Source organism: Pseudoalteromonas sp. GB43 (assembly GCF_054923805.1).
Genome location: NZ_JBPCHJ010000001.1, coordinates 2,895,625 through 2,918,212, shown reverse-complemented (window position 1 = coordinate 2,918,212; position 22,588 = coordinate 2,895,625). Strand labels below are relative to the sequence as shown.

General features: G+C 41.6%; 22 protein-coding genes and 4 pseudogenes. 7 read left to right on the top strand and 19 right to left on the bottom strand.

Annotated features, from left to right (window positions below; translation table 11 throughout):
* Nucleotides 1–224 precede the first annotated feature (224 nt).
* From ACRWSG_RS13860 to ACRWSG_RS13850, 3 genes are all read left to right on the top strand, one after another.
* On the top strand, nt 225–1,376 hold the full coding sequence (locus ACRWSG_RS13860) for a chorismate mutase (RefSeq protein WP_462166545.1): 1,152 nt from the start codon (nt 225–227) through the stop codon (nt 1,374–1,376).
* A 129-nt stretch (nt 1,377–1,505) separates the two neighbouring features.
* Nucleotides 1,506–2,024 carry a disulfide bond formation protein DsbB gene (gene dsbB, locus ACRWSG_RS13855; RefSeq protein WP_138618583.1) on the top strand — a complete coding sequence of 173 codons (519 nt, stop codon included), beginning with the start codon at nt 1,506–1,508 and terminating at the stop codon, nt 2,022–2,024.
* Complete coding sequence (locus ACRWSG_RS13850; protein ID WP_054553234.1) at nt 2,024–2,326, top strand: DUF6170 family protein; 303 nt, start codon at nt 2,024–2,026, stop codon at nt 2,324–2,326. The genes dsbB and ACRWSG_RS13850 overlap by 1 nt, the downstream gene beginning before the upstream one ends.
* Nucleotides 2,327–2,353: 27 nt before the next feature.
* Here ACRWSG_RS13850 and ACRWSG_RS13845 read toward each other — a convergent pair whose 3' ends face one another.
* A complete protein-coding gene (locus tag ACRWSG_RS13845) occupies nt 2,354–2,647 on the bottom strand; it encodes a ComEA family DNA-binding protein (protein WP_054553235.1) in 294 nt (97 codons plus the stop codon).
* Nucleotides 2,648–2,893: 246 nt separating this feature from the next.
* Here ACRWSG_RS13845 and ACRWSG_RS13840 point away from each other — a divergent pair, with 246 nt between their 5' ends.
* On the top strand, nt 2,894–3,196 hold the full coding sequence (locus ACRWSG_RS13840; RefSeq protein ID WP_294410653.1) for a YebG family protein: 303 nt from the start codon (nt 2,894–2,896) through the stop codon (nt 3,194–3,196).
* 62 nt (nt 3,197–3,258) lie between these two features.
* Here ACRWSG_RS13840 and putP read toward each other — a convergent pair whose 3' ends face one another.
* Nucleotides 3,259–4,770 (bottom strand): sodium/proline symporter PutP, encoded by a 1,512-nt coding sequence (gene putP, locus ACRWSG_RS13835; RefSeq protein WP_462166544.1) that lies wholly within the window; start codon nt 4,768–4,770, stop codon nt 3,259–3,261.
* A 370-nt stretch (nt 4,771–5,140) separates the two neighbouring features.
* On the opposite strand from putP, the pseudogene ACRWSG_RS13830 reads away from it, so the two are divergent.
* A pseudogene (locus tag ACRWSG_RS13830) lies at nt 5,141–6,365 on the top strand (EAL and HDOD domain-containing protein).
* A gap of 63 nt (nt 6,366–6,428) precedes the next feature.
* Here ACRWSG_RS13830 and ACRWSG_RS13825 read toward each other — a convergent pair.
* From ACRWSG_RS13825 to ccmA, 10 genes and pseudogenes are all read right to left on the bottom strand, one after another.
* Entirely contained in the window at nt 6,429–7,160 is a 732-nt protein-coding gene (locus ACRWSG_RS13825) for an MlaA family lipoprotein (RefSeq protein WP_138599025.1), read from the bottom strand.
* 9 nt (nt 7,161–7,169) lie between these two features.
* Nucleotides 7,170–8,432 (bottom strand): c-type cytochrome biogenesis protein CcmI, encoded by a 1,263-nt coding sequence (gene ccmI, locus ACRWSG_RS13820; protein WP_462166543.1) that lies wholly within the window; start codon nt 8,430–8,432, stop codon nt 7,170–7,172.
* The gene (locus ACRWSG_RS13815; protein ID WP_138599027.1) at nt 8,433–8,894 is read right to left on the bottom strand and encodes a cytochrome c-type biogenesis protein; all 462 of its coding nucleotides are present in this window, start codon (nt 8,892–8,894) and stop codon (nt 8,433–8,435) included. It lies immediately after the preceding gene.
* Nucleotides 8,894–9,463, bottom strand: coding sequence for a DsbE family thiol:disulfide interchange protein (locus tag ACRWSG_RS13810; RefSeq protein WP_138599028.1), 570 nt, complete (start codon nt 9,461–9,463; stop codon nt 8,894–8,896). Before ACRWSG_RS13810 ends, ACRWSG_RS13815 begins: the two co-directional genes overlap by 1 nt.
* Nucleotides 9,460–11,415 carry a heme lyase CcmF/NrfE family subunit gene (locus ACRWSG_RS13805; protein ID WP_462166542.1) on the bottom strand — a complete coding sequence of 652 codons (1,956 nt, stop codon included), beginning with the start codon at nt 11,413–11,415 and terminating at the stop codon, nt 9,460–9,462. The genes ACRWSG_RS13810 and ACRWSG_RS13805 overlap by 4 nt, the downstream gene beginning before the upstream one ends.
* A 1-nt stretch (nt 11,416) precedes the next feature.
* Nucleotides 11,417–11,896, bottom strand: coding sequence for a cytochrome c maturation protein CcmE (gene ccmE / locus ACRWSG_RS13800; RefSeq protein ID WP_054553243.1), 480 nt, complete (start codon nt 11,894–11,896; stop codon nt 11,417–11,419).
* Complete coding sequence (gene ccmD / locus ACRWSG_RS13795) at nt 11,893–12,096, bottom strand: heme exporter protein CcmD (protein ID WP_054553244.1); 204 nt, start codon at nt 12,094–12,096, stop codon at nt 11,893–11,895. The genes ccmE and ccmD overlap by 4 nt, the downstream gene beginning before the upstream one ends.
* Nucleotides 12,097–12,098: 2 nt before the next feature.
* Nucleotides 12,099–12,836: a heme ABC transporter permease gene (locus ACRWSG_RS13790; protein WP_054553245.1), complete on the bottom strand. Its 738-nt coding sequence runs from the start codon at nt 12,834–12,836 to the stop codon at nt 12,099–12,101.
* A 1-nt stretch (nt 12,837) separates the two neighbouring features.
* Nucleotides 12,838–13,525: pseudogene (gene ccmB, locus ACRWSG_RS13785) on the bottom strand (heme exporter protein CcmB).
* Nucleotides 13,525–14,145, bottom strand: a complete 621-nt coding sequence (gene ccmA / locus ACRWSG_RS13780) for a cytochrome c biogenesis heme-transporting ATPase CcmA (RefSeq protein ID WP_462166541.1) — start codon at nt 14,143–14,145, stop codon at nt 13,525–13,527. Before ccmA ends, ccmB begins: the two are co-directional and overlap by 1 nt.
* A 102-nt stretch (nt 14,146–14,247) precedes the next feature.
* Here ccmA and fliK point away from each other — a divergent pair, with 102 nt between their 5' ends.
* Together fliK and ACRWSG_RS13770 are read left to right on the top strand one after the other, a co-directional pair.
* Nucleotides 14,248–16,872 carry a flagellar hook-length control protein FliK gene (gene fliK, locus ACRWSG_RS13775; protein ID WP_462166539.1) on the top strand — a complete coding sequence of 875 codons (2,625 nt, stop codon included), beginning with the start codon at nt 14,248–14,250 and terminating at the stop codon, nt 16,870–16,872.
* A 5-nt stretch (nt 16,873–16,877) separates the two neighbouring features.
* Nucleotides 16,878–17,186 (top strand): EscU/YscU/HrcU family type III secretion system export apparatus switch protein, encoded by a 309-nt coding sequence (locus tag ACRWSG_RS13770; protein ID WP_235377545.1) that lies wholly within the window; start codon nt 16,878–16,880, stop codon nt 17,184–17,186.
* A 17-nt stretch (nt 17,187–17,203) separates the two neighbouring features.
* On the opposite strand, the gene ACRWSG_RS13765 is transcribed toward ACRWSG_RS13770, so the two are convergent.
* The 7 genes and pseudogenes from ACRWSG_RS13765 to ACRWSG_RS13735 all read right to left on the bottom strand — a co-directional run bounded on the left by ACRWSG_RS13765 (nt 17,204) and on the right by ACRWSG_RS13735 (nt 22,567).
* Nucleotides 17,204–17,608, bottom strand: coding sequence for a DUF2802 domain-containing protein (locus tag ACRWSG_RS13765; RefSeq protein WP_462166538.1), 405 nt, complete (start codon nt 17,606–17,608; stop codon nt 17,204–17,206).
* A 15-nt stretch (nt 17,609–17,623) separates the two neighbouring features.
* Nucleotides 17,624–18,121 (bottom strand): chemotaxis protein CheW, encoded by a 498-nt coding sequence (locus tag ACRWSG_RS13760; RefSeq protein WP_054553251.1) that lies wholly within the window; start codon nt 18,119–18,121, stop codon nt 17,624–17,626.
* An 80-nt stretch (nt 18,122–18,201) separates the two neighbouring features.
* The gene (locus tag ACRWSG_RS13755; protein WP_462166537.1) at nt 18,202–18,900 is read right to left on the bottom strand and encodes a chemotaxis protein CheW; all 699 of its coding nucleotides are present in this window, start codon (nt 18,898–18,900) and stop codon (nt 18,202–18,204) included.
* Nucleotides 18,901–18,902: 2 nt separating this feature from the next.
* Entirely contained in the window at nt 18,903–19,673 is a 771-nt protein-coding gene (locus tag ACRWSG_RS13750) for a ParA family protein (RefSeq protein WP_462166536.1), read from the bottom strand.
* A gap of 11 nt (nt 19,674–19,684) precedes the next feature.
* Nucleotides 19,685–20,644 (bottom strand): flagellar motor protein MotB, encoded by a 960-nt coding sequence (locus ACRWSG_RS13745; protein WP_138599031.1) that lies wholly within the window; start codon nt 20,642–20,644, stop codon nt 19,685–19,687.
* Nucleotides 20,645–20,650: 6 nt separating this feature from the next.
* Nucleotides 20,651–21,416, bottom strand: a pseudogene (locus ACRWSG_RS13740) (flagellar motor protein).
* Nucleotides 21,409–22,567, bottom strand: a pseudogene (locus tag ACRWSG_RS13735) (protein-glutamate methylesterase/protein-glutamine glutaminase). Before ACRWSG_RS13735 ends, ACRWSG_RS13740 begins: the two co-directional pseudogenes overlap by 8 nt.
* Nucleotides 22,568–22,588: the final 21 nt, after the last annotated feature.

Below are 22,588 nucleotides of genomic sequence, written 5' to 3'. Positions count from 1 at the left end.
CTTTCGCTTTGTCCAAAATAGCATGTTTATGCAGTTGACTTTACATAGAAGTATTTTTACATTAGTCCAATGAAACAAATTATCTCTCGCACTTATTTTTCTTTTTTTAGCTTCTTTAGATAGAGGAGGCTTAACTGTTTGCGAGATAATTTCACCGAATAGCTAAAGCCTCCCTCTTGGGAGGCTTTTTTGTTTGTGCACTGTTTTGGAATGAGGAAACCAACATGAGCATTGATACATTAAATGCGTTACGACACGATATAAATGAAATCGACTCCGACTTACTTGTGTTACTGGCTAAAAGACGCCGTATAAGCCACAGCGTAGTCGAATATAAAATAGCCAATAACAAACCAATTCGTGATGAAGCTCGCGAACAAGCACTACTGGAAAAACTAATCAGTTATGGTAAGTCATTAGGTCTTGACGCTTACTACATTAATAATGTGTTTCAAACTATTCTTGAAGACTCAGTTTTAAACCAGCAAGCCATGCTGCAAAAGAGCCTCAACCCAGAAGCTATGAGCGAAAGCCATCGTGTTGCGTATTTGGGTGGGCAAGGCTCATATAGCCAACTAGCCTGCCATAAATATTTTAGCCGCCGCCCTGGCAAAGTGATTGAAATGGGTTGCTCTAGCTTTGAACAGATCACTGGTAAAGTTGAAAGTGGACAGGCTGATTTTGGCTTACTGCCAATTGAAAACACCAGCTCAGGAAGTATCAATGAAGTATTCGACTTATTACAACACGCACAAGTATCAATTGTAGGTGAAGTAACCCATAGCGTTGAGCACTGTTTATTAGCAATGCCAGGTACTGAGCTATCTCATATCAATAAAATTTTTGCTCATCCACAACCTTTTGCTCAATGTAGCCGTTTCATTCAAGGGCTAGGTGACATTCAACATGAAACCTGTGATTCAACCTTCCACGCATTGCAATCTGCGGTTGAAACAGCAAATAGCGCCGCTATCGGCTCAGCTCAAGCTGGCAAAAATGTTGGTTTAGAAGTAATTAAGTCAGGCCTTGCAAACCAAAGCGAAAACCACAGCCGCTTTATTGTTGTCGCCCGTAAGCCGCTACAAGTATCGAAACAAATTCCGACCAAAACCAGTTTAATCATGGCGACTAAACAACAAGCAGGTTCATTGGCTGATGCTTTAATGATTTTTAAACATCACCAAATTAACCTAGTAAAACTAGAATCTCGCCCCGTACCAGGAAATCCGTGGGAAGAAGTGTTTTATGTTGACCTCGAAGCAAACCTTGATGACTTACATGTTAAGCAAGCGCTTGAAGAGCTGAAAGAACACACTCAGTACACACGTGTATTAGGCTGTTACCAAAGTGAGTCTTTGCAGGCTGTTAGTGTGTAATAGCCTGCCTAGATATGACTAATGAAAAGGAGTCTGTCGACTCCTTTTTCGTATAATTTCATCTTAGATACTTGCACCCATAGCCCTGTCTAAGCATAATCTTGAAAACAATTTGAAATTGGATCTTTCATGAATTGGTTAGCAGAATTAGCAACTAAAAGAACACCTTGGTTATTACTAGCGTTTATTTCACTCGCATTTGAAGTCACAGCATTGTTTTTTCAATACAACATGGGACTTGAGCCATGCATCATGTGTATTTATCAGCGCACCGCTGTTTTAGGCTTACTTGCAGCGGGTGTGATTGGTGCGATTAACCCAAAAAGTATGGTTGTTCGCTTAGTCGCATTTGCCACTTGGGGTATCTCAGCAATTTGGGGTTACTTTATTGCTAAAGAACACATTGCAATGCAAAACAATACCGACCCGTTTGCATTTAGCTGTGCATTTGAACCTAACTTCCCAAGTTTTATGCCTTTGCATGAATGGATCCCTAGCTTCTTTGCTGCCACTGGTGATTGTGGCAATATCGATTGGCAGTTTGCTTCAATGAGCATGCCGGCATGGATGGAAGTGATTTTTGCAGCATTTTCAGTGGTATTTGTGGCTGTTTTAGTTAGCCGATTAGTGAGCAAAAAGTCGCTATAATGATTTATTTTTTTACTAGCCAAATCCCTACTTTAAAAAACTTTAAAGTAAGGCAACGCCAGCAGATTATTGCTCTTGCTTTAGCTCATTTAAGCCCGAGCAAAAAGATCATTTTATCGGTATGTAAGCTTGCCTTTTTAGCGCCATTATTTTTAGGTTTAGCTTACTTTGAAGGGTGGATGCTTATTCCTTGGTTGTTGTTAGCAGGTTTAAGTTACCCTCTTATCACAACACCTATCGAAAACATGTTCGCGTTAGCGCATTTAGACAAGGCTATCAATGAATTTAAACAGGGCGAATAACGCCCTGTATAGGTGATAACCTGCTATTTATAGTGTAATTTTCCCCTCAAGTTTAGCGAATAGCTTATCACCAATTCCTTTTACTTCTTTTAATTGTTCTAGCGACTTAAATGAGCCTTGCTTGGTGCGATGCTCGACAATCGCTTTCGCTTTTGATTCACCAATACCCGGTAATTGAGTTAGCTGCTCAATGCTGGCTTTATTAATACTCAGCTTTTGCATTTTAACTTGTGTTGCTTTGGTTGGTGTTTCGGCTGATACCTGTGTAGCAGGTAGTAATGCAAGAGTAGCGGCAAGTAAAATACTTGATAGTAATTTCATAATTTCCTCCATGACGCCCTTGTTTGGACTGATAGTTAGCGATTACCCAACACTCACTCCATCGCTTGTGTTTAACTTTGGGTAACATTTTAAATAAAGCTAATACACAAAGTATTGTCAAATTTACTAAATAAAAATTTTCTCAAGTTACTTGCAAAGTAAGGCTCGAAGCATTACTGTATATAAAAACAGTAATCTTAGCAGCGATTTTACGCTGCAATGCCAGGCTTAAATGCAGGAGAAATCATGGCTGTTGTTGTTAAATATGTTGTAGAAAGAAACGGAGTCGAGCGCATGACGTTTACTACTAAGAAAGAAGCTGATGCGTATGACAAAATGCTCGACATTGCTGAGTCATTAGAACTTATGCTTGAAAAAGTTGATGTACCATTAAGCGAGCAACAAATTGAGTCACTGGCGCTTGAAATGGCAAAAGAAAAAGACCAATTTATGGCGGTACTTAAAGGTGCAAAAGACGCTCAAGCTAAACCTAAAAAAGCAAAGTCAGACGATAACGTTGCTGATATAAAAGAAAAAGCGGCAAGCTAAACGCAAATTTAGATCATAAAAAAGGGCAACATCCGTTGCCCTTTTTTGTGTTTAATTAAAAACTACAGTGACGATTCAACTTCATCAAATAAGTCTGTAATTTCTTTTTTCGGCTCAGCCGTCATAAGGCTAACAACAACAATGGCTATTGTTGATAAAATAAAGCCAGGGACAATCTCATAAATGATTGCACTTAGTGCTTGGCCGTCCACAGTAATTGGCGCGTATATCCAAAACAGCACTGTTGCTGCACCAACGACCATGCCACTAATAGCCCCTTGTAAGTTCATGCGCTTCCAGTAAAGGCTCAGTAACACCAGTGGACCAAATGCTGCACCGAAACCAGCCCATGCATTACTTACTAAGTCTAAAATAGAGCTATTACGGTCATAAGCTAGGTAAATAGCAAATAAGGCAACTAAGATAACACTAATACGACCAACTAAAACCAATTCTTTTTGAGATGCACTACGGTTTAAGTAAATTTTGTAGAAATCTTCAGTTAAAGAGCTTGAACACACTAACAACTGTGAAGAGATGGTACTCATAATTGCTGCTAAAATTGCTGCCAATAAGAAACCGGCAATTAAAGGATGGAAGATAAGCTCAGACAACACTAAGAAAATAGTTTCTTTATCATCAATAGGCATTTGGTTTTCAAGCATATAAGCAGCACCAAATAGACCAGTTAGCACAGCACCAATTGCTGATAGCGTCATCCACGACATACCCACACGACGCATGGTTGGCATATCTTTCACTGAACGTACAGACATAAAACGCACAATAATATGTGGCTGACCAAAATAACCAAGGCCCCATGCCATTGCTGAAATAATCGCTATAGTCGAACCACCTGCAAACCAATCCATCATATTAAGTGCATGAATTTCTGATTCTTTTGGTGAGCTTAATAATAAGTCATAGCGTGCATTGGCAAGTGTATCCATAACTGGCTGATCAAGCATGGTAAACGTCGCAATTGGCACAGCCAGCAGCGAGATAAACATGATACAACCTTGTACAAAGTCAGTCAGGCTCACGGCTAAGAAGCCACCAAACAAGGTATATAACACGACGACACCTGTTGTGATGTATAGACCCATTTCGTAGCTCATATTAAATGAGTTTTCGAACAACTTACCACCTGCAACAACACCTGATGAGGTATATAAAGTAAAGAAAACAATGATTACAATCGCAGAGATAACACGCAGAATATTCTTATTATCATCAAAGCGGTTTGCGAAGTAATCAGGAATGGTGATTGAGTCATTCGCCTTTTCTGTGTAAACACGCAAGCGAGGCGCGACTAAGAAGTAGTTAGCCCAAGCACCGAGTACTAGACCAATGGCAATCCAAACCTTACTTAAACCAAACAAGTACATTGCACCTGGTATATTCATTAGCAGCCAACCACTCATGTCAGATGCGCCAGCTGAAAGCGCAGCAACACTTGGTGATAAATTACGACCACCTAGCATATAGCCTGATACATCGTCGGTAGATTGCTTATAAGCATATAGCCCAATCCCCAACATGACGATGAAGTACAATGCTAACGAAATTATCATTCCTGTTTCCAAATTAGCCTCCAAAAGTTGTTTAATGTTGGCTTTTAATCCGAATAATGACTCGCAAGTTATTTAATTTAAAGACATTATTGGGGTAAAAACCTATATCACCCACGACTATATCATGCTTACCCCCCTTAACTCCAATCAAGCAGATAAATGACAAAGCTCAATTTTTCAACTTTTATCTAACATTTTTCTTATATTTAATCGCAAGTTATAGAATTTATCTGCAAATTATCCTAGTCTTTAATTCTTAATAAAATAATAACTTTTCCTCGCAAATGAACATTTAGCTAATGCTATTTCAGGCACAATGCAATATATTGCGAGAAGTAAATGAATTAACAGATGTGGACATGTTTGGACTATGTATTTTTACGCTGCACGCCAACCTATTTTAGACAGGGATAAAAAACTAATTGGCTACGAGCTTTTATTTCGAGATGGCGTAGACAATGTTTTTCCTGATATTGATGGCGATGAAGCAACGTCACGACTTATTGAAGGCAGCCAATTTAATTTTGGTTTAGAGGATTTAACGGATAACAAACCTGCTTATATCAACTTTACTCTAGAAACCTTGCAAAAGGGTTATCCACTTTTACTTGGTAAAGAGCAGGTGGTAGTAGAGATATTAGAAACAATCCAACCAGGTAAACGTCTACTGGCATTAGTTAAAGATCTAAAAGAAAAAGGCTATATACTTGCACTTGATGATTACATTCACCAACCTGTATGGCGACACTTTTATCCTTACATCGATATTATTAAGATTGACTTTCTAACTTGTGATGTAGACTCAATAAAAGCGATCATCGAGGCTATTAAGCCGTATCCACACATAAAGTTGCTTGCTGAGAAAGTTGAAACATACGAAAAGTATCAGCTTGCCCTAGAAATGGGCTTTAGCTACTTCCAAGGGTTTTTCTTTTCAAAACCTGAGATGGTACAAAGCAAAACTTTGCCGCCATCAGAGATGGCTCTTGCCGAGCTTCTATATGAAACATCGAGTATTGATTTAAACCTCAGAAAAATCACTGAGGTGTTTGAACGTGACGTTAACTTATCTTATAAGTTGCTACGCTACTCAAACTCAGCGACTTTTTAAACGTCGCGCTGAAATCAGCACAATTAAACAAGCGCTTATTGTATTAGGAAGTGAAGAAATTAAACGTTTCTTATCACTTTTATTTGCAGCGCAAGTCGCAGCAGATAAGCCAGCCGAACTAATTCGTCTTTCATTGACCCGTGCTCGGTTTGCTGAATTATTGGCAATCAGCCACGGCAAAATGCGAGATACTGGTATGGCATTTTTAACGGGTATGATGTCGTTAATGGATGCAATCCTCGACGAAGATATGCCAAGTGTAATGAACAAGTTACCGCTGACTATTGAAATTAAAGATGCGCTACTCAAAGATGAAGGCTTATTAGCAACGTATTTAAAGCTGGTAAAATTTTATGAGCAAGCAAATTGGGAAAAAGCGAAAGAAATCCAACAACAACTTGGACTTAAACCTGAAGAAGTACCGGACGCTTACCATGATGCATTAAGTTGGTCTAATGACCAAATGAGTGTGTTTGGGGACTGATGAATACCCATCCCTTAACGATATAAAAATGCCAGCAATTGCTGGCATTTTTATTTAACACTTTTAAAGATTCTCTAAGAAGTCTTCGTCAAAGTCATCTGGTTCTTTTTCTAGTGGCGGATTACCATCATGTAGCTCATATAGTTGACGCTGGAAGTAGATATCCTTCATGAAGATATAAGGGTCTAGCGACTCATTTAATAGGCTCTCTTGTGGCATTAATGAAGCACGGGCTTCAACCGCTTTAAGTGCAAACACTAATATTGTTTGAGGTGTTGTTAGTGTTATTTCAGGTAATACGAAATTATCAACAACATCACCAGTTAGGTTTCGTGCGGTACTTGGTCCCATACCAGGGATCATCAAGTAAGCACCATCACCCACTCCCCATACACCAAGAGTTTGGCCAAAATCTTCATCGACAATTTCTAAGCCCAGCGATGAAGCAACATCAAAAAAACCGAGTAGACCTACTGTAGAGTTCACTAAAAAGCGCGCTAAGCTAATACCCATATTACCAGGCTTACCCTGCAGACCAGCATTGACCATATCCGTTGGTGCGGTGATGTTATCGGTAAAATTAACAATGCTACGTCTTACGGGTGTTGGCGTTACTGTAACGTAGCCAACAGCTGCTGGTCGAAGAATATAGGCGTCAAGCACGTCCATATTAAAATCATACATAGGACGGTTAAACGACTGTAACGGATCTCGCTCATCCGCTTTTTCTTCGGGTATTTGTGCGCATCCTGCAAGCACTACAAAAAAGATAAAAAATATACTGTGCCTAAACATCGGCTATCCTTACGGTATTAACTCATTAATTAGCAACGCGTACTCTTTAACGTTCGCACGTTCTAAAATACCCGACTTGCCTTCCAACTCGCCGCTAGAAGTTACCACAGTTGCATCTTTTGATAAACGCGCAGTTAAAATAATTTTATCGACACTTGATAAATTCAGACCTTCAACCATTGCATTCGAATCACTCAATGTCACTGTTAGCGGAAAGCTGTATTCCGTCATTTTTACCACAGCTAATGGCATCTGTGGATCACTGGCTGCTTTTGCAAAAACAAACAAGGTGCCGTTTTGTGGCTGCGAATCTGCTAGAGCTGAGTCTAAATCAACTGTGATGCGAATTTCACTGTGTGAAGCTTTTGCAATTTCTGTATTTGTAACTTGCTGCTGATTATTTAAGTGAGCATCAATTTCAGCAATACGCTCTGCAATCATGCTATAACGCGGATCATTTTGCTGCATACTTGCAAGCAGTACTTCAAACGCAGTTTTAGCTTGCAGCCAATCCTTGCGCTCATAAGCAATCAGAGCTAACAATGAGATTGCATCAATATTAGTCGGCTCTGCTTTTAACACTCTCGATAACATCGTTGCTGCACGTGACATATTCGCATCACTGCCTTCCATTAGCAGAACTTGCGAGTAGCTGATCAGCACTTGCTTGTTATCCGGGTTCATTTTTAGCACTTTATCAAATGACTGCATCGCCATATCAAATTCATTTAATGACATCGCAACACGACCTAGCAGCATCCACGCCACTTCATCATCACCACTTTGATCAAGCTTGGTACGCAATGCTAAAGCAAATGCTTGCAACTCATTCGGTGTCAATGGCTCACCATCTTGCATTACGGCACGTTCACCATACGACTTAAGGTTTGCCATCGCGTCATGCCAGCCTTTTATTTGCTGCTGACTACCCGTGTAACCGTAAAAGATAGCCGTTAAAACAATTAAAAAGCCAGCGCCAGTAAGGGCAAAAATACGGTTGTTACCTTTACTATTTAGCGCTTTTTCTGGAGACAGCTCATTGAGCAAACGACGTTTTTGTTCGATAACTGATTCGTCGTGCATTTGTGCATCAATACGTTGGTTATCTAAGTCTGTTTTAAGCTCATCTAAACGTTGATGATAAATTCGGATTAACTCCGAGTTTGCATTGTGATCAAGGCGTTGAATACGTTCGCGTTTAAAAAAAGGAACGACAACAAATAGCAATGCAACCAGCGTGAGTAAAACAAAAGAAGCCCACATTAATGCCATCTAGCTTTGCTCCTGACGTTGATTTTGTTCAATTAACTTTGCAAGTAGTGCCTCGTCTTGCTCTGTCCATGTTTGTTTTACCGATGCCTTACGTTGGCGTAAAACAATAAACCCAAAGCCAAGTACCACAATCAATACTGGCAATACCCATAATACTAAGGTTGCGGGTGTTACGGGTGGATCGTAATGTACGAAGTAGCCATAACGGTCAATCATATAATCGATGACTTCATCTTTAGTTTTGCCATCTTTTACCAGCGCTAACACTTTGTCGCGTAAGTCTTTGGCTACAACCGCGTCTGAATCGGCAATGTTCTGGTTTTGACATTTAGGGCAACGCAGCTCTTTGGTAAGCTCACTGAAGCGTACAGCTTGCTCTTTGTCATCAAATTGATACTTGTCTTGCTCTGCAAATGCACTAAACGTGATAAGCAAACTTGCTAAAAAAATCACGAGTCTCATTACTGTAACTCCTGCATTAACGGTGCGAATTTGGCTCGCCACACACGCGGATTAATATCGCCGGTATGGTGCAGCAAAATGGTGCCTTGCTTATCAACTAAGAAGGTCTCTGGCGCGCCAGACACCCCTAAATCAAGGGCCAATGTGCGCTTTAAATCTAAGATATTGAATTGATATGGGTCGCCAGCACGATTAAGCATACTGGTAACGTCTTCGCGTAGTGCGTTAATATCAAACTGGCCATCAAAGTCAGGGTCGTAGCCTTGCTCGTAGTATAAGCCAACAATCTTAACGCCCTGCTCTCTAAGCTCAGTTAAATAGCCCAACTCAGCTAAACAGGTCGGGCACCATGTGCCCCACACATTGAGTAAGTAAACTTCACCTTTTAAATCACTATCTGTCCAACGCGTTGACTCATCCATCAAGTCTGGCAAGTTGAAAGCTGGCATAGCCTGCCCAATACGCCCTGTTTGCAGCTCACGCGGGTTAGCAAACAAGCCTTGATATAAAAACACACACAGTAAAACGAAAACCAGTAAAGGTGCTAGTGCGAGTAGTTTACGGTTCATGCTGATGCCTCCTGCTTAGTCGATTTTTGGCGATAGCGTTTATCACCAAGCACTAAAAAGCCTGCCAGTGAAATCAAGATACCACCGAGCCACATCCAACGAACATAAGGCTTATGGTAAATACGTAACGACCACGCACCTTGGCTTAATTGCTCACCCAGTGCTAGGTATAAGTCACGCGTAAAGCCAGCATCAACAGCTGCTTCTGTCATAAACTGCATGCCAATGTCATAACGGCGTTTTTCAGCATGTAAAACGGTTACTTGTTTATCATTTTTCAGCACAGTGACAACCCCAGCATGGCCGCTATAGTTAGCGCCGCGAATAGACTTAACACCATCAAAACGGTACTGGTATTCATTTAAAGCCACAGTGTCACCCGGCTTCATTGATACATCACGCTCTACTGAATAAGCAGAGGTTAACGTTACACCTGCAATCACGAACGCTAAACCAACGTGACCTAATACCATCGCCCAATAGCTTAGTCCTAAACGTTTAAAGCCTTCGCCTAAGGTTTTGTGAATAGTTACTTTTGCCGTTAAATCAACCAGAGTAGTAACAACAATCCATACCGCTAGCGCAGTTGCAATAAAGGTAATTGGCGCAATTACATCGTAACTTGAATATAACCACGCTGCCGTAGCCACGAGACTGACAACAGCCGATAGTGCAAATTTGTTTTGCAACATTGACCATTTATTTTGTTTCCAGCGTAACAGCGGACCCATACCCATTAAAATGGCAAACGGTACCAGTAAAATAGCAAACATCTTATTGAAGAACGGCTCACCAATCGAAATGCTACCTAAGCCAAGTTCTTTGTGGATCATTGGCAGTAATGTACCTAGCAATACAATCAGTGTTGCCACAACTAAGAAAATATTATTTAACCAAAGCGCAACTTCACGTGAGGCAAACTTATAACGACTTTCACTTTTCACCTGCGAAACACGCAGTGCATAAAGCGATAAACCACCACCAACTACAATGGCTAAGAATGCTAAAATAAACATACCGCGGTTAGGATCTGAGGCAAAAGCATGCACAGATACAATGATACCCGAGCGAACAATAAAGGTACCCAGTAAGCTTAACGAGAATGCTGCAATAGCCAGTAATACGGTCCACGACTTAAATACACCACGCTTTTCGGTGGTTGATAATGAGTGCAGCAATGCGGTTGTCACAAGCCATGGCATTAATGATGCGTTTTCAACGGGATCCCAGAACCACCAGCCGCCCCAGCCAAGTTCTGAGTATGCCCACCAACTACCAATGGTAATACCAAGTGTTAAAAAGCCCCATGCTGTCATAGTCCAAGGACGAGACCACTTAGCCCAAGTATTATCAAGCTTACCAGTAAGTAACGCTGCAATAGCGAATGAGAATGACACAGATAAACCTACATAGCCCATATAAAGCAATGGCGGGTGAATAATCATACCTGGGTCTTGCAATAACGGATTTAAATCGCGACCTTCAACAGGGAAATACGGTAATAAGCGCTCAAATGGGCTCGACATTAACAAGGTGTATAACATAAAGCCAACACCTAAAAAGCCTAGTACACCAAGTACACGAGCACGTAATACCCAAGGTAATGATTGCGAGCGCATAGCTACTACGGCTGTCCAACCCGCTTGCATCACTAACCAAAGTAATATCGCCCCTTCATGACCACCCCATGTCGAGGTTATTTTGTAGTACCAAGGTAAGGTGCTACTTGAATGATAAGCAACATACGAAACAGTAAAGTCGTCGGTTAAACTAGCATAAACAAGTGCCGCAAAAGAAAAAAGCACAAATACGAACTGTCCAATTGCCAGTGATGGGGCGGCACGCATTAAACGTAAATTGCCGGTATGCGCCCCCCACATAGGAAAAATACACAATAGAACACTGAGCACCATGACCAGTGTTAAAGAAAAATAACCGAGTTCTGGGATCATATTAATTGCCGTTATCTAAGTTATACGTCGGTTTTTCGTGCTTGATACCCTTCACTGCTTCAGCAACTTCTGCAGGCATGTATTCTTCATCATGCTTTGCAAGTACTTCAAAGGCATCAATTTCATTGGCTTTAACTAACACGCCCTGCGCCACAATCCCTTGGCCTTCACGGAATAAGTCCGGTAAAATCCCTTGATAATTAATTGTCACCATAGGGCCTTTATCAATCAGTTTGAAGCTTACCTTTAAGCTTGATTCGTCACGAACAACTGAGCCTGGTACAACCATGCCACCAATACGTAACTTTTGACCAATATGCGGTTTTTCTTTATTTGGTCCCTTACCATCAACAAGTTCACTTGGGGTATAGAATAAATTGATGTTTTCTTGCAGTGCATACAGCACTAAACCAATCGTTGCACCCACACCAAAAATAATGGCTACAACTGCTAATAAACGTTTTTTACGTCTTGGATTCATTGCCCTGCCTCTTGCTTCGCTTTCTTAATGCGCTCTTCACGTTGTGCTTGCTGCTTTACTGAAGAGAAAATACGTTTTGTATCGTTTAACGAACTAAATAAAATACCAAGTAAAATTAATGCACAGCTACCAAAAGACAACCATACATAAAAGCCATAGCCACCCATGGCAATAAAATCTGCAAAAGAATCAAACTGCATGATTAACCTCGCTCAACCATATCACGCACCCAAGGGCGATGCTTTTCACGTTGGAGAATTTCGTTTTTAAGACGGATTAACGTCACCACACCAACAAAACCTGCAAATGCAACAATGTTAACCATTAATGGCCAAAACATGCTTGGATCAATAGCCTTAGTATCAAACTTTGTAATGGTTGCACCTTGATGCAAGGTATTCCACCACTCCACCGAGAAGTGAATAATCGGTAAGTTGATAACCCCAACAATGGCTAAGATACAAGCAGCACGCCCCGCTGCTTTTTTATCTTCAAAAGCATGATAAAGCGATAACACACCAAGGTATAAAAATAACAGAATTAACTCAGAGGTAAGACGTGCATCCCACACCCACCATGCGCCCCACATAGGTTTACCCCATGCTGCACCGGTAATTAATGCTATCGCTGTCACACATGCCCCGACAGGTGCAATTGCAATCACTGCAAGTTCTGCATTACGTAATTGCCATACTAGTGCGATCACTGCTGCAATCGCCATAGAAGAGTAAGCGCCCATAGATAAAATAGCTGAAGGCACATGGATAAAAATAATTCGGTAGCTGTCTTTTTGTTGGTAATCGGCTGGGGCATAAGCAAGCCCCCAGACCCATCCAACAATCATACAAACCACCGTAACGACGGCGAAATAAGGCAGTAAGGTGTTACACAATTGGTAAGCACGATCTGCTTTTGCGTAGGGATGTAACCACTTCCACATATTAACTTACACTCACTTTCAATGCTGACGATATGGCAATTGGCGCCGCTATAATCGCTACGATTAGCATGGCACCAAGGATTGCAAGCTGTCCGCTATAGGCAAGCTCCATAGAGCTGGTATCAATAGCCGAGGTTGCAAAAATTAGTACAGGGATATACAAAGGTAAAACAAGCAAACTCATTAAAATGCCGCCTTTTTGTAGTCCCACAGTGAGTCCAGCGCCAATTGCGCCAATGAAGCTAAGCAATGGCGTACCTAACAATAAGGTCAGAACGGTTGCTAAAAGCGCTGAACTTTCTAAATTCAATAACAAAGCAAATACCGGAGTCATTAACACTAAAGGCAGCCCCGTGATCACCCAATGCGCTGCCACTTTTGCAAGGACTGTTAACGGTAATGGGTATGATGATGCAATTAATTGCTCTAATGTTCCGTCGTGATAATCATCACGAAATAGCTTATCTATAATTTAACATGGTTGAGAGTAACGCAGCGACCCAAATAATGCCCGGCGCCATACGTGCAAGTAGACCTGGTTCAGGGCCAATTGCTAACGGAAAAAGTGTAATAACAATAAGAAAAAACAAGATAGGGTTAACGATTTCAGCACGCTGACGAAACGCTAATTTAAGGTCTTTAGAAAAAACCGCAGAGAATAATTGCCAATACGAATGCTGTTTTACCATCAGTGGCGATACTCCAAAGTCACTGTTTGTAGGTCACTAAAATGTGTCGTTAAGTCTTGGTGGGTAGTTAAAAGAATCGCGCCACCAGCATTTAGGTGCTCAACAAAGCGTTCTTGTAAAAATGCAACGCCGCTTTTATCAAGGGCCGTAAATGGCTCATCAAGGATCCATAGTTTGGCACTATTCAGCCACAGTCTTACTAAAGCGACACGGCGCTGTTGCCCTGCTGACAACATACGAACAGGCACATCTTCAAGACCCACTAAGCCAATTTTAGCTAGGATCGGATACAAGTCTTGTTTGCTATCGTAGCCATTAATTTTTAGCCAAAATGCGACATTCTCAAGGGCGGTAAGCTGTGTATTTACACCCGTTTTATGGCCGATGAATAATAACTCTTGTGCATATTCATCATAGTATTTTGTAATCGAGCGTTCTTGGAACAAAATATCGCCTTCATCCGCCATAGCGAAACCCGCGATAATACGCAATAATGATGTTTTACCAGCCCCATTCGGACCAGCTAATTGCATAATTTGTCCCGATTTCAAGCTGAAATTAAGATCCGCAAACAAACAACGATCTTGCTTGATGCAGGTGACGGCCTTAATGTGTAACAAGATGACGATTCTCTATACCCAAAATTAGGCGTTAGTCTACCATAATGATAGGGTAATACGAATATTGCTTTAAAACGATTAACTTATATTTGATCTAAAATAATGAATAAACAAAGCCAGTTGACTCTCAGCACTCAGCTTAATCTAGACCCAAAAGCAATCAGCAGTGCATCACAGCAATCACCTAATGATGCCTTGAAAATGCTGGCTGAGCAGAACCTAACTGCCCGTAATATCGTGATTGGTAAGCACAGTGTGCAAATGGACGTGCTAATCAATAACTCATGGCAAACATTACGCTTATCAACAGAGCAAGAAAATCTTAAAACTGAGCGTTTTTTAGCGGCCAATATTCAATTAAGTAGTGATGGTAAACAACTGAGTATTACACCAGTACCGCTGACGATTACACTTGGCAAAAGCCAGCAATTACAAGCACTACTGAACTTGCTAACGCAAGGGAGTGCAAATACAAATATGCCGCACCTTGCTCAGATTGCGCCAAGTAAACCTTTACTACAACTACCGGCATTAAAAGCTGAGTTTGCTCTTAATAATAGTCTCGCTGCTCTTTTAAAAGCTGAAGCACCACTTAAAGCCATTTTGCTGCCTGCTACCAACCAACAAAATAGCTTTAATTTAAACATTATTAATCGCTTTGGGGATTCACTCCATCAGCAAAGTGTTAGCCAACAAAAAGTAGCTGAGTTGGTGGCTAAGCTAACCCCTGAAATGAATTTGAAATTGGCAGGGCAACAAGTACAGTTAAGCGTTGCAAACAAGCAAAGTAATGAATTAACTTTACCGCTACCTACAATATCGCCAAAACAAGCTAAGCAAATTCAAGCCCAGTGGCAATTTCATCCTCATGAATTAAAACTAACCCCCCAGCAAGTTAAAAATACTGTTGAACTTATAAATAAAGCGCCTGTGCAACAAATACTGTTAAAGAACTCGCTGTCAGAGACATTCAATCAAGCATTAAAAAGCCAAGCTGTTGAGCCTAAGAAAACGTTGTTAGCACCATCGAGCAGCTCACATTCACCCATTAGCTCTTGGCTAAAAGACAGTTTTGCTGATTTAAAAACGCGTATTAGTGATGCAGTACGCTATTTTGAAAAGCTCCCTGCTACCAGCAAAGCCGCTGTTAACCAGTCAACCCATCAGCTGATTGAAAGCAAAAATACGATTAGCCAACTAGGTTTTAATGCTCAAAAAATTGATATAGTAAAGTTTGCCGCTGCTCAACAAAGCACGCCAAAACTTACTTCGTCTCAAGTGCTGCAAAAAGAAAGTATACCAGTTTCAGCAAATACGCCATTACCTGCGACTAAACACACAGAGCCATTAACCGAAAGTCAGCCTGCAAAGCAAGTTAGCTTACCCGTGAGTTATAACAAGGCTCCACCTTTAATACAGTTACTACAACGGATAAAAGTCAGTTTAGAGCCGCTTGTTAGCGCACAAAATCAAGCGACTCAGTTGGCTACAAACCATAGCAAAGCACAACACCCTGTATTGAGCATAGACAATGCTATGCAAAAAGCACCTGCAGACAACAAGTCAATTAACAGTTCTGTTAATACACTAAACTCTGACAAAGTTGCATCTGAACAGCTTGCCCCAGTTAAAAGTAGCCTCGCTAATTCAGTACTGAAAAAGATGAGTGAGCAAACTAAACAGCATAACTTCGTGACTCGAGCACCCAATGAGCAAACCGTAGGGTTACAAAAAGTTGTTCAACAGCAAACTCAATTACACGCCCCCTTCTTAGCAACAAAAGAGCCGAACTTGAGTCAGCCATTATTGCCGATAAGGCCAATCGAAGCCACGCTGATTGCTAAGCTATTACCGCTCCCTGAAAGTAAACCGTTAGCAAGTATGCCTCTGCCAGTGCAATTAACAGAGAAACTTGTAGCCCTAAGTGAGCAAAACACATCGTCTTCGGTAGATTTAAACAGGCTCGTTAATCAAGCATTTAATCGCATGATCTCGAGTCAAAACATGCACCCTACAACGATTGAACGAGAGCTTTTAAGTATCCTCAGGCCAACAGCACTGCCAAGTCAAACTCAGCAGGCAAGCTTTAGCCAAGGGTTAGAACAACTAGCAGTGGCTTCACTTGCCGCGCCAATTATTAATCAAGCACCAACCAACCTTAGTTTTAATAATCAAACCGGTCTTGATGCCTTACTGCAAGTGTTAGTGCCCAACTTTAAAGCCGTTAACGGCAATAAATTACTCGAGCAACTACAGCAGCCTGCGATGCAAGCCATGGCGGCTGAAGCCTCGCAACTGAAAAACACTCTAGCTCAGGTGCAAACAACGCCTATCAATCAGCAACAAGATAACAGTGCTTTAGCGCAGTTTTTCTTACCGATGAAATTACCTCCTGAAACAGGGCAAACAGAAATCAGCTTAGGACAATATAAAAAGCCAAGTAAAAATAAACTCGAAGCAAAGAATGTCTGGTTTGTGCGATTGAACTTTGATTATGCTCAGCTTGGCAAGTTACAAATTACCGCAGAGGTGATGGATAAAGCAGTTGATTGCCAATTGCTCGCTTCTTCACAAGAAGTGACAGCGCTTGCTCATCCGCATTTAGAAACGCTGCGCCATAAATTAGCAGGTCATGGTTTAAATGTAGGTGAGTTAAACTTGCAACAAGGGACATCAAACCACCAAGCTTTTTATAAATCCCATGCGATTATTAACATTAAGGTGTAATTTTTATGAGTGAACAAGCGGTGCATAAATCAGCAATTGGCTTACTCTACGAAGCGGGTAGCTCACCACGAGTAAGCAGTAAAGGCTTTGGTGAATTGGCTGAAGAAATCGTCAAACTTGCTGAGCAAAAAGGCATTTTGATACATCAAGATGCGGACTTAGCTCAAACCTTATCGCATCTTGAGCTAGGTGAAGAAATCCCGAAAGAGCTCTATTATGTTATTGCCGAATTAATTGCTTTTTCGTACGTATTGCGTGGTAAGTTTCCACCGGGATGGCAAGACTTTCAAGGTAAGCTCAACATCAAAGCTTAGCTCAAATAAAAAAGCGCCTATTCGGCGCCTTTTTGTTTATGAAGTGACATGAGTAGTTCAGCTTCGGCTCTGGGTAATTCGCATTCACGAATTATTTCTTCTAAATCAGCGCCTAGCTCAACCATTTTAACCGCTCGCGAATAAATTTTCGCATTCGGATCATGATATTTTTGTGCATCTTGTAGCTGTTCAAGCTCTTTACTTTTTTCTTCAACAGCAACAACGCGTTTGCCAATACTCAGAATGCCGGCTCGCATCTCAGCCACTTCGCTACGTAAAATACTCAATTGCTGTTGAGCTTCTTGTAACTGCTTTTGCTTGGCTTGAATCGCCGCCGCTTGCTTATTGTTATTGACAAAAATAAGCCCCAAACACACTAATACAAGTAAGATTGAGGCACCAAACAAAGAGTATAACAGCATATAATTTCCAAACGCTTATAGTGCGCTTAGCTCGTCCCACTCATCGTCATTTAATAATTTATTAAGATCAACCAAGATCAGTAACTCACCATCACGGTTAGATACACCTTGGATAAACTTAGCACTTTCTTCTGTGCCAATATTTGGCGCACTGTCAATTTCAGAGCTACGTAGGTAAACCACTTCAGCAACACTATCGACTAAAATACCGATCACTTGCTTTTCAGCTTCAATGATAACGATACGAGAGTTATCAGTGACCTCAGCACCCATTAAACCAAAACGTGCACGCGTGTCGATCACAGTAACAACATTACCACGTAAGTTAATAATACCTAACACATAAGAAGGCGCACCTGGCACAGGAGCAATTTCGGTATAGCGAAGTACTTCTTGTACTTGCATTACGTTAATGCCGTACGTTTCTTCTTCAAGTTTAAAGGTTACCCACTGTAACACTTCATCGTTGCTATCAGCGTTTTTATTTGCTGACAGTAGTCTTTCTTCACTCATGCTATTACTCCGTAAAAATAGTTACTGCTCACGGCTGTCTAAGCCCTGCTCTAGCAATTGATTTAAATTTTCAACGTCAATCAAGGCGCACATTTTCTCTTTGATAACACCTGCAAGCCAATACGCTTACCTGATTTTGCTCGCCATTTTACATCTTCTTTACGAAGCGTAATATTATTTACGAGCTTTTCAGCCAATAATCCCCATTGACTGTCACCTAAGGTGATTAAATACTGATAATCTAATGATTGTTCTAATTTTTCATCATACTTTTCTGGCATAACCCAACGTGCAGTATCAACAACATTTAGTTTTTCTTCACGGTTTAGCATGACACCTTTAAACCATTTTGGTTTACCAAATAATTGGTTAACCTCTGCCAGCTGATGAATTCCCCCTAATGCTTTTAACGGTACAGCAAGGGTTAACCCTGCAACCTCAAAGAATAATGCCTGAAATTCACCATCAAAATAGTCTTCTTGACGATCAGACGAGGTTTTTGCAACCAGTTCAGCTTTAGGTTCTGCGACTATATCTTTGATATTAGCTTGGTTCTCGGTTTTCTCAAGCTCTTTAGTCGGTTCTGGGGGTGGTAAAACAGGTTCTGGAGTAGGCTGAACGTCTGTCAGCTTTTCTTCTGTCTTAGTTTCAGGCTCTTTAACCTGCTCCAGCAGCTTTGCGACTGGCTCAAGATTTTGGTCAGTAGGCTCATCTTCACACAACAAAGCGCCCAAATATTGGGTCATCACTTTTTCATTGGCAAATAAATGCTTACTCATCTTTAACCTTGTGCAACTAAGTAATCAAGCAGGGCACGATAGGCAAAAACGCCACGCGAACGCGGGCAAAATTGAATCGGCACTTGCTGTGCTAAACTAGCATCTCTAAACTTTGTATCGACAGGAACCACGCCTGACCATACTTTATCTTTGTAATTATCCTGCAGAGTCTTGTAAGCTTCAAGTGATGCTTTAGTACGTTTATCGTACATTGTAGGAATAATTGTATATTGGTACTGTTTTGCTTGCGATGTTTGCATCAGCTCCATCGTACGCATCATACGATCAAGCCCTTTTAAGGCCAAAAATTCTGTTTGTACTGGTACTAAAATTCGCTCACTAGCTGCAAGAGCATTGACCATCAAAACACCTAAAACAGGCGGGCAATCAATAATTGCATAGTCATAATGGTCGCTAATTTTGGCAAGCGCTTTTTTTAGTATTAAGCCCATGCCATTTTTATTGCCCATGCTTCTATCAAGCGTCGCGATTGCCATCGTCGCAGGTAAGATATCTAGGTTTTCAAGTGTTGATGGACATAGAGCCTGCAAAATTTCTTCACTGGTCATGCTGTTACCACGCGCGAAAATATCATACACGCTGACTTCTAAGTCTTCTGAATCTATACCAAAATAATAAGTCAATGATGCATGCGGATCGGTGTCAATAAGTAACACGCGTTTTCCTTGTAAAGCGAGAATACCAGCAAGGCTAACGGCTGTTGTTGTTTTCCCTACCCCACCTTTTTGATTCGCTACGGTCCAAACTTTCACATCACACCTTATTATTGTTCATTGCGCGTGGTAATCCTAATTCCACCATGTGGTAATTGAATCACTTTAATGCTGTTATCATCGCTTGGCAACTCAATTTCTGTCGTCTGTTGCGGTTGGTTTTGTGACTCTTGTTCTGCGTTTTCTGGCTCTTGTGGTGGTAAACCATATTTAGACAACGCAACAACCACTTTGCGGTTTTCTGCGCGTCCTTGCTCAGTGTCATTACTTGCGAAAGGTGAATATTGCCCGTAACCTTCAATAGCCATACGCGCAGGGTTAATACCTAAACTCTCAAGCTCAACTAGGACAGATGTCGCCCTCGCTACAGATAGCTCCCAGTTAGAGCGAAACATCTCATTACGAATACCTTCGTTATCGGTATAACCACGCACACGAATGTAATTATCAACTGGTGCAATAATATCTTTCACTAAACTAACAACTTGTTTTGCACGCTGCTGTGCAACAGCACTGCCCGATGAAAACAACATACCAGAGCTTAATTCAATGATGAGCCAATCTTGATGAAGCTCTAAACTTGCTTCGCCATCACGAATTTCATCAATGAGCGCAGACTGTAATTTAGTAAGTAAGCTGTCGAGAGGCTTGCCGAGATGTTTTTTCTCAATATTGCTGGTTTCGCTTTGCCCATCGAGTAATTCAGGGCCTTGCTCATCTTTACGAATGCTCTCACCGTATAGAATGTCGTTCTCAGGGCTGACTCTGTCAGTTAGTATGCCTGTGCCGTTAACCCCAGTGCCAACCTGTTGTTGCTGACGAGCAGACTTTTCAAACACCTGCTCTAGTGAATCTGAGAGAATTTGAAAATCTTCATTTTTACTAATTGCGATAGCATACATGACCACAAAAAAAGCAAACATGATGGTCATATAATCGGCATAAGAGACAAGCCAGCGTTCAGTATGTTGGTTTTTTGACGTGTTATGACGCAGACGACGGCGCATCATAATAAATTACTCGTCAACTAAGCTTGGGCGCTCTACACGGTACGCCTCAAGTTTTAGTTCGATATTTAGTGGGCTTTCACCTTGCGAAATAGCAATAATGCCTTCAGCAAGTAGTTCATGATACAGCATTTTTTGTTCCACTTGCTGCTTAAGTTTATTCGCCATTGGCAAGAATAATAAGTTCGCTATAACCAACACCATAAATCGTGGCAATAAACGCTGTAGCAACACCGGCACCCAGTTTTTCAGGATCCGTTATAAATTGCATAGCCTGAATCAAACCGAGTACTGCACCTAAAATACCGATTGTAGGGCTATAACCGCCCATAGCTTCATAAACTCGGCTTACCTCGAGTAAGCGTTCGCGTTCAAGCATTAAATCAATTTCAAGCGTATCTCTAAGCTTTTGCTCATCAATCCCATCAACAAGTAGACTCAAGCCCTTTGCCGCATACGGGTCTGAGTGCGACAGCGCTTCCGACTCAAGGGCTAAGTAACCTTCTTGACGTGCTTTATGTGACCAACGCTTTACTTGCTCGATGGCTGCATCAATATCGTGATACGGCGGAAAAAACACCCAATGACTGATCTTAAGTGTTTTAGTAAAAACACTTGCTGGGGTCTGAAGCATGACAGCCCCAAGCGTACCACCAAGCACGATGATAAGCGCAGGACCATTAAACAGTGCAGAAACAACCCCGCCCTCTAATGCATAACCAAAGGCGATGGCACTTACTGCGACAATTAAGCCAAGGAAAGACAGTTTATCCACAACCAGTCTCACGCGTTAAACGATTCGCAACATCTGCGAGCGCTAAGCTTTCACTCGCCAAGCCGGCATTAGCAACAGCTTGTGGCATACCATACACCACACTGGTTTTTTCATCTTGCGCCCAAATAGTCGCACCGACTTGCTTAAGCATACGCGCACCATCACGGCCATCTGCGCCCATGCCCGTTAATACTACAGCTAGCACATCACCGCCGAAGGTTTTTGCAGCACTTGCAAAAGTCACATCAACACTCGGCTTGTAAGTAATACGCGGACTATCGTCTTCAAATACTCGCAGAGTGCGAGAACCACCACGCCCCTCTATTAGCATTTGTTGGCCACCTGGCGCTAAGTAAGCGGTGCCAGGCACTAAACGGTCACCATTTTGCGCTTCTTTCACATTGATTTTGCATAAGCCATTTAGCCTTGCAGCAAAAGCTGGCGTAAACGCAGCTGGCATATGCTGAATAAGCAAAATAGGATGTGGGAAATTAGCTGGCAGCTGAGTCAAAATTGTTTGCAGTGCCACAGGTCCACCGGTTGATGTACCGATAGCAACCAATTGATATTTCTTGCCCGAAGCGCGAATATTACTCGTATTCGATGACGATGCAGCCGGCGAACTTGCAGCAGCAGGACGACTAAAACTGCGATCAGGCTGGACAATACCGCTACTGCTTGTAGCGCCACTACTTCTTAGTGTAGGAGTCGGAGTTGATCTCGAAATAGGTGCTGGGCGCGAGAAACGAGAAATGCGACGGCGACCAATTTCTTTTACTTTATTTTGTAAAAGCGCGATTGCATCTTCATTATTGCGTGCAATGTCTTCGAACTTTTTCGGTAAAAAATCAGGTTCCAGCATCCAATGCATCTAGGGTTGCTGTTGCGCCATCACGGGTGAGTGATGAGAACATTAAAATAGGAGTCGGTGTTGCTGCCATTATTTCTTTCACGGCACTAATGCCATCAAGAACCGGCATTTCAACATCCATAGTAATTACATCAGGTTTTAATTCACGGGCTTTATCGACCGCTTCACGACCGTTTACGGCAAAACCAATTACTTGAATATTGCTGTCTTGCTCTAAAATTTCGCTGACTCTGCGGCGAAAAAAGCTTGAATCATCAACAACTAATACTTTGACTGCCATTGGCACTCTCTTGTTTTATAT

Coding starts and splice junctions, on each gene's coding strand:
- ACRWSG_RS13860 (WP_462166545.1), top strand. CDS start 225: ATGAGCATTGATACATTAAATGCGTTACGACACGATATAAATGAAATC.
- dsbB (WP_138618583.1), top strand. CDS start 1,506: ATGAATTGGTTAGCAGAATTAGCAACTAAAAGAACACCTTGGTTATTA.
- ACRWSG_RS13850 (WP_054553234.1), top strand. CDS start 2,024: ATGATTTATTTTTTTACTAGCCAAATCCCTACTTTAAAAAACTTTAAA.
- ACRWSG_RS13845 (WP_054553235.1), bottom strand. CDS start 2,647: ATGAAATTACTATCAAGTATTTTACTTGCCGCTACTCTTGCATTACTA.
- ACRWSG_RS13840 (WP_294410653.1), top strand. CDS start 2,894: ATGGCTGTTGTTGTTAAATATGTTGTAGAAAGAAACGGAGTCGAGCGC.
- putP (WP_462166544.1), bottom strand. CDS start 4,770: ATGATAATTTCGTTAGCATTGTACTTCATCGTCATGTTGGGGATTGGG.
- ACRWSG_RS13825 (WP_138599025.1), bottom strand. CDS start 7,160: ATGTTTAGGCACAGTATATTTTTTATCTTTTTTGTAGTGCTTGCAGGA.
- ccmI (WP_462166543.1), bottom strand. CDS start 8,432: ATGGCATTAATGTGGGCTTCTTTTGTTTTACTCACGCTGGTTGCATTG.
- ACRWSG_RS13815 (WP_138599027.1), bottom strand. CDS start 8,894: ATGAGACTCGTGATTTTTTTAGCAAGTTTGCTTATCACGTTTAGTGCA.
- ACRWSG_RS13810 (WP_138599028.1), bottom strand. CDS start 9,463: ATGAACCGTAAACTACTCGCACTAGCACCTTTACTGGTTTTCGTTTTA.
- ACRWSG_RS13805 (WP_462166542.1), bottom strand. CDS start 11,415: ATGATCCCAGAACTCGGTTATTTTTCTTTAACACTGGTCATGGTGCTC.
- ccmE (WP_054553243.1), bottom strand. CDS start 11,896: ATGAATCCAAGACGTAAAAAACGTTTATTAGCAGTTGTAGCCATTATT.
- ccmD (WP_054553244.1), bottom strand. CDS start 12,096: ATGCAGTTTGATTCTTTTGCAGATTTTATTGCCATGGGTGGCTATGGC.
- ACRWSG_RS13790 (WP_054553245.1), bottom strand. CDS start 12,836: ATGTGGAAGTGGTTACATCCCTACGCAAAAGCAGATCGTGCTTACCAA.
- fliK (WP_462166539.1), top strand. CDS start 14,248: ATGAATAAACAAAGCCAGTTGACTCTCAGCACTCAGCTTAATCTAGAC.
- ACRWSG_RS13770 (WP_235377545.1), top strand. CDS start 16,878: ATGAGTGAACAAGCGGTGCATAAATCAGCAATTGGCTTACTCTACGAA.
- ACRWSG_RS13765 (WP_462166538.1), bottom strand. CDS start 17,608: ATGCTGTTATACTCTTTGTTTGGTGCCTCAATCTTACTTGTATTAGTG.
- ACRWSG_RS13760 (WP_054553251.1), bottom strand. CDS start 18,121: ATGAGTGAAGAAAGACTACTGTCAGCAAATAAAAACGCTGATAGCAAC.
- ACRWSG_RS13755 (WP_462166537.1), bottom strand. CDS start 18,900: ATGAGTAAGCATTTATTTGCCAATGAAAAAGTGATGACCCAATATTTG.
- ACRWSG_RS13745 (WP_138599031.1), bottom strand. CDS start 20,644: ATGATGCGCCGTCGTCTGCGTCATAACACGTCAAAAAACCAACATACT.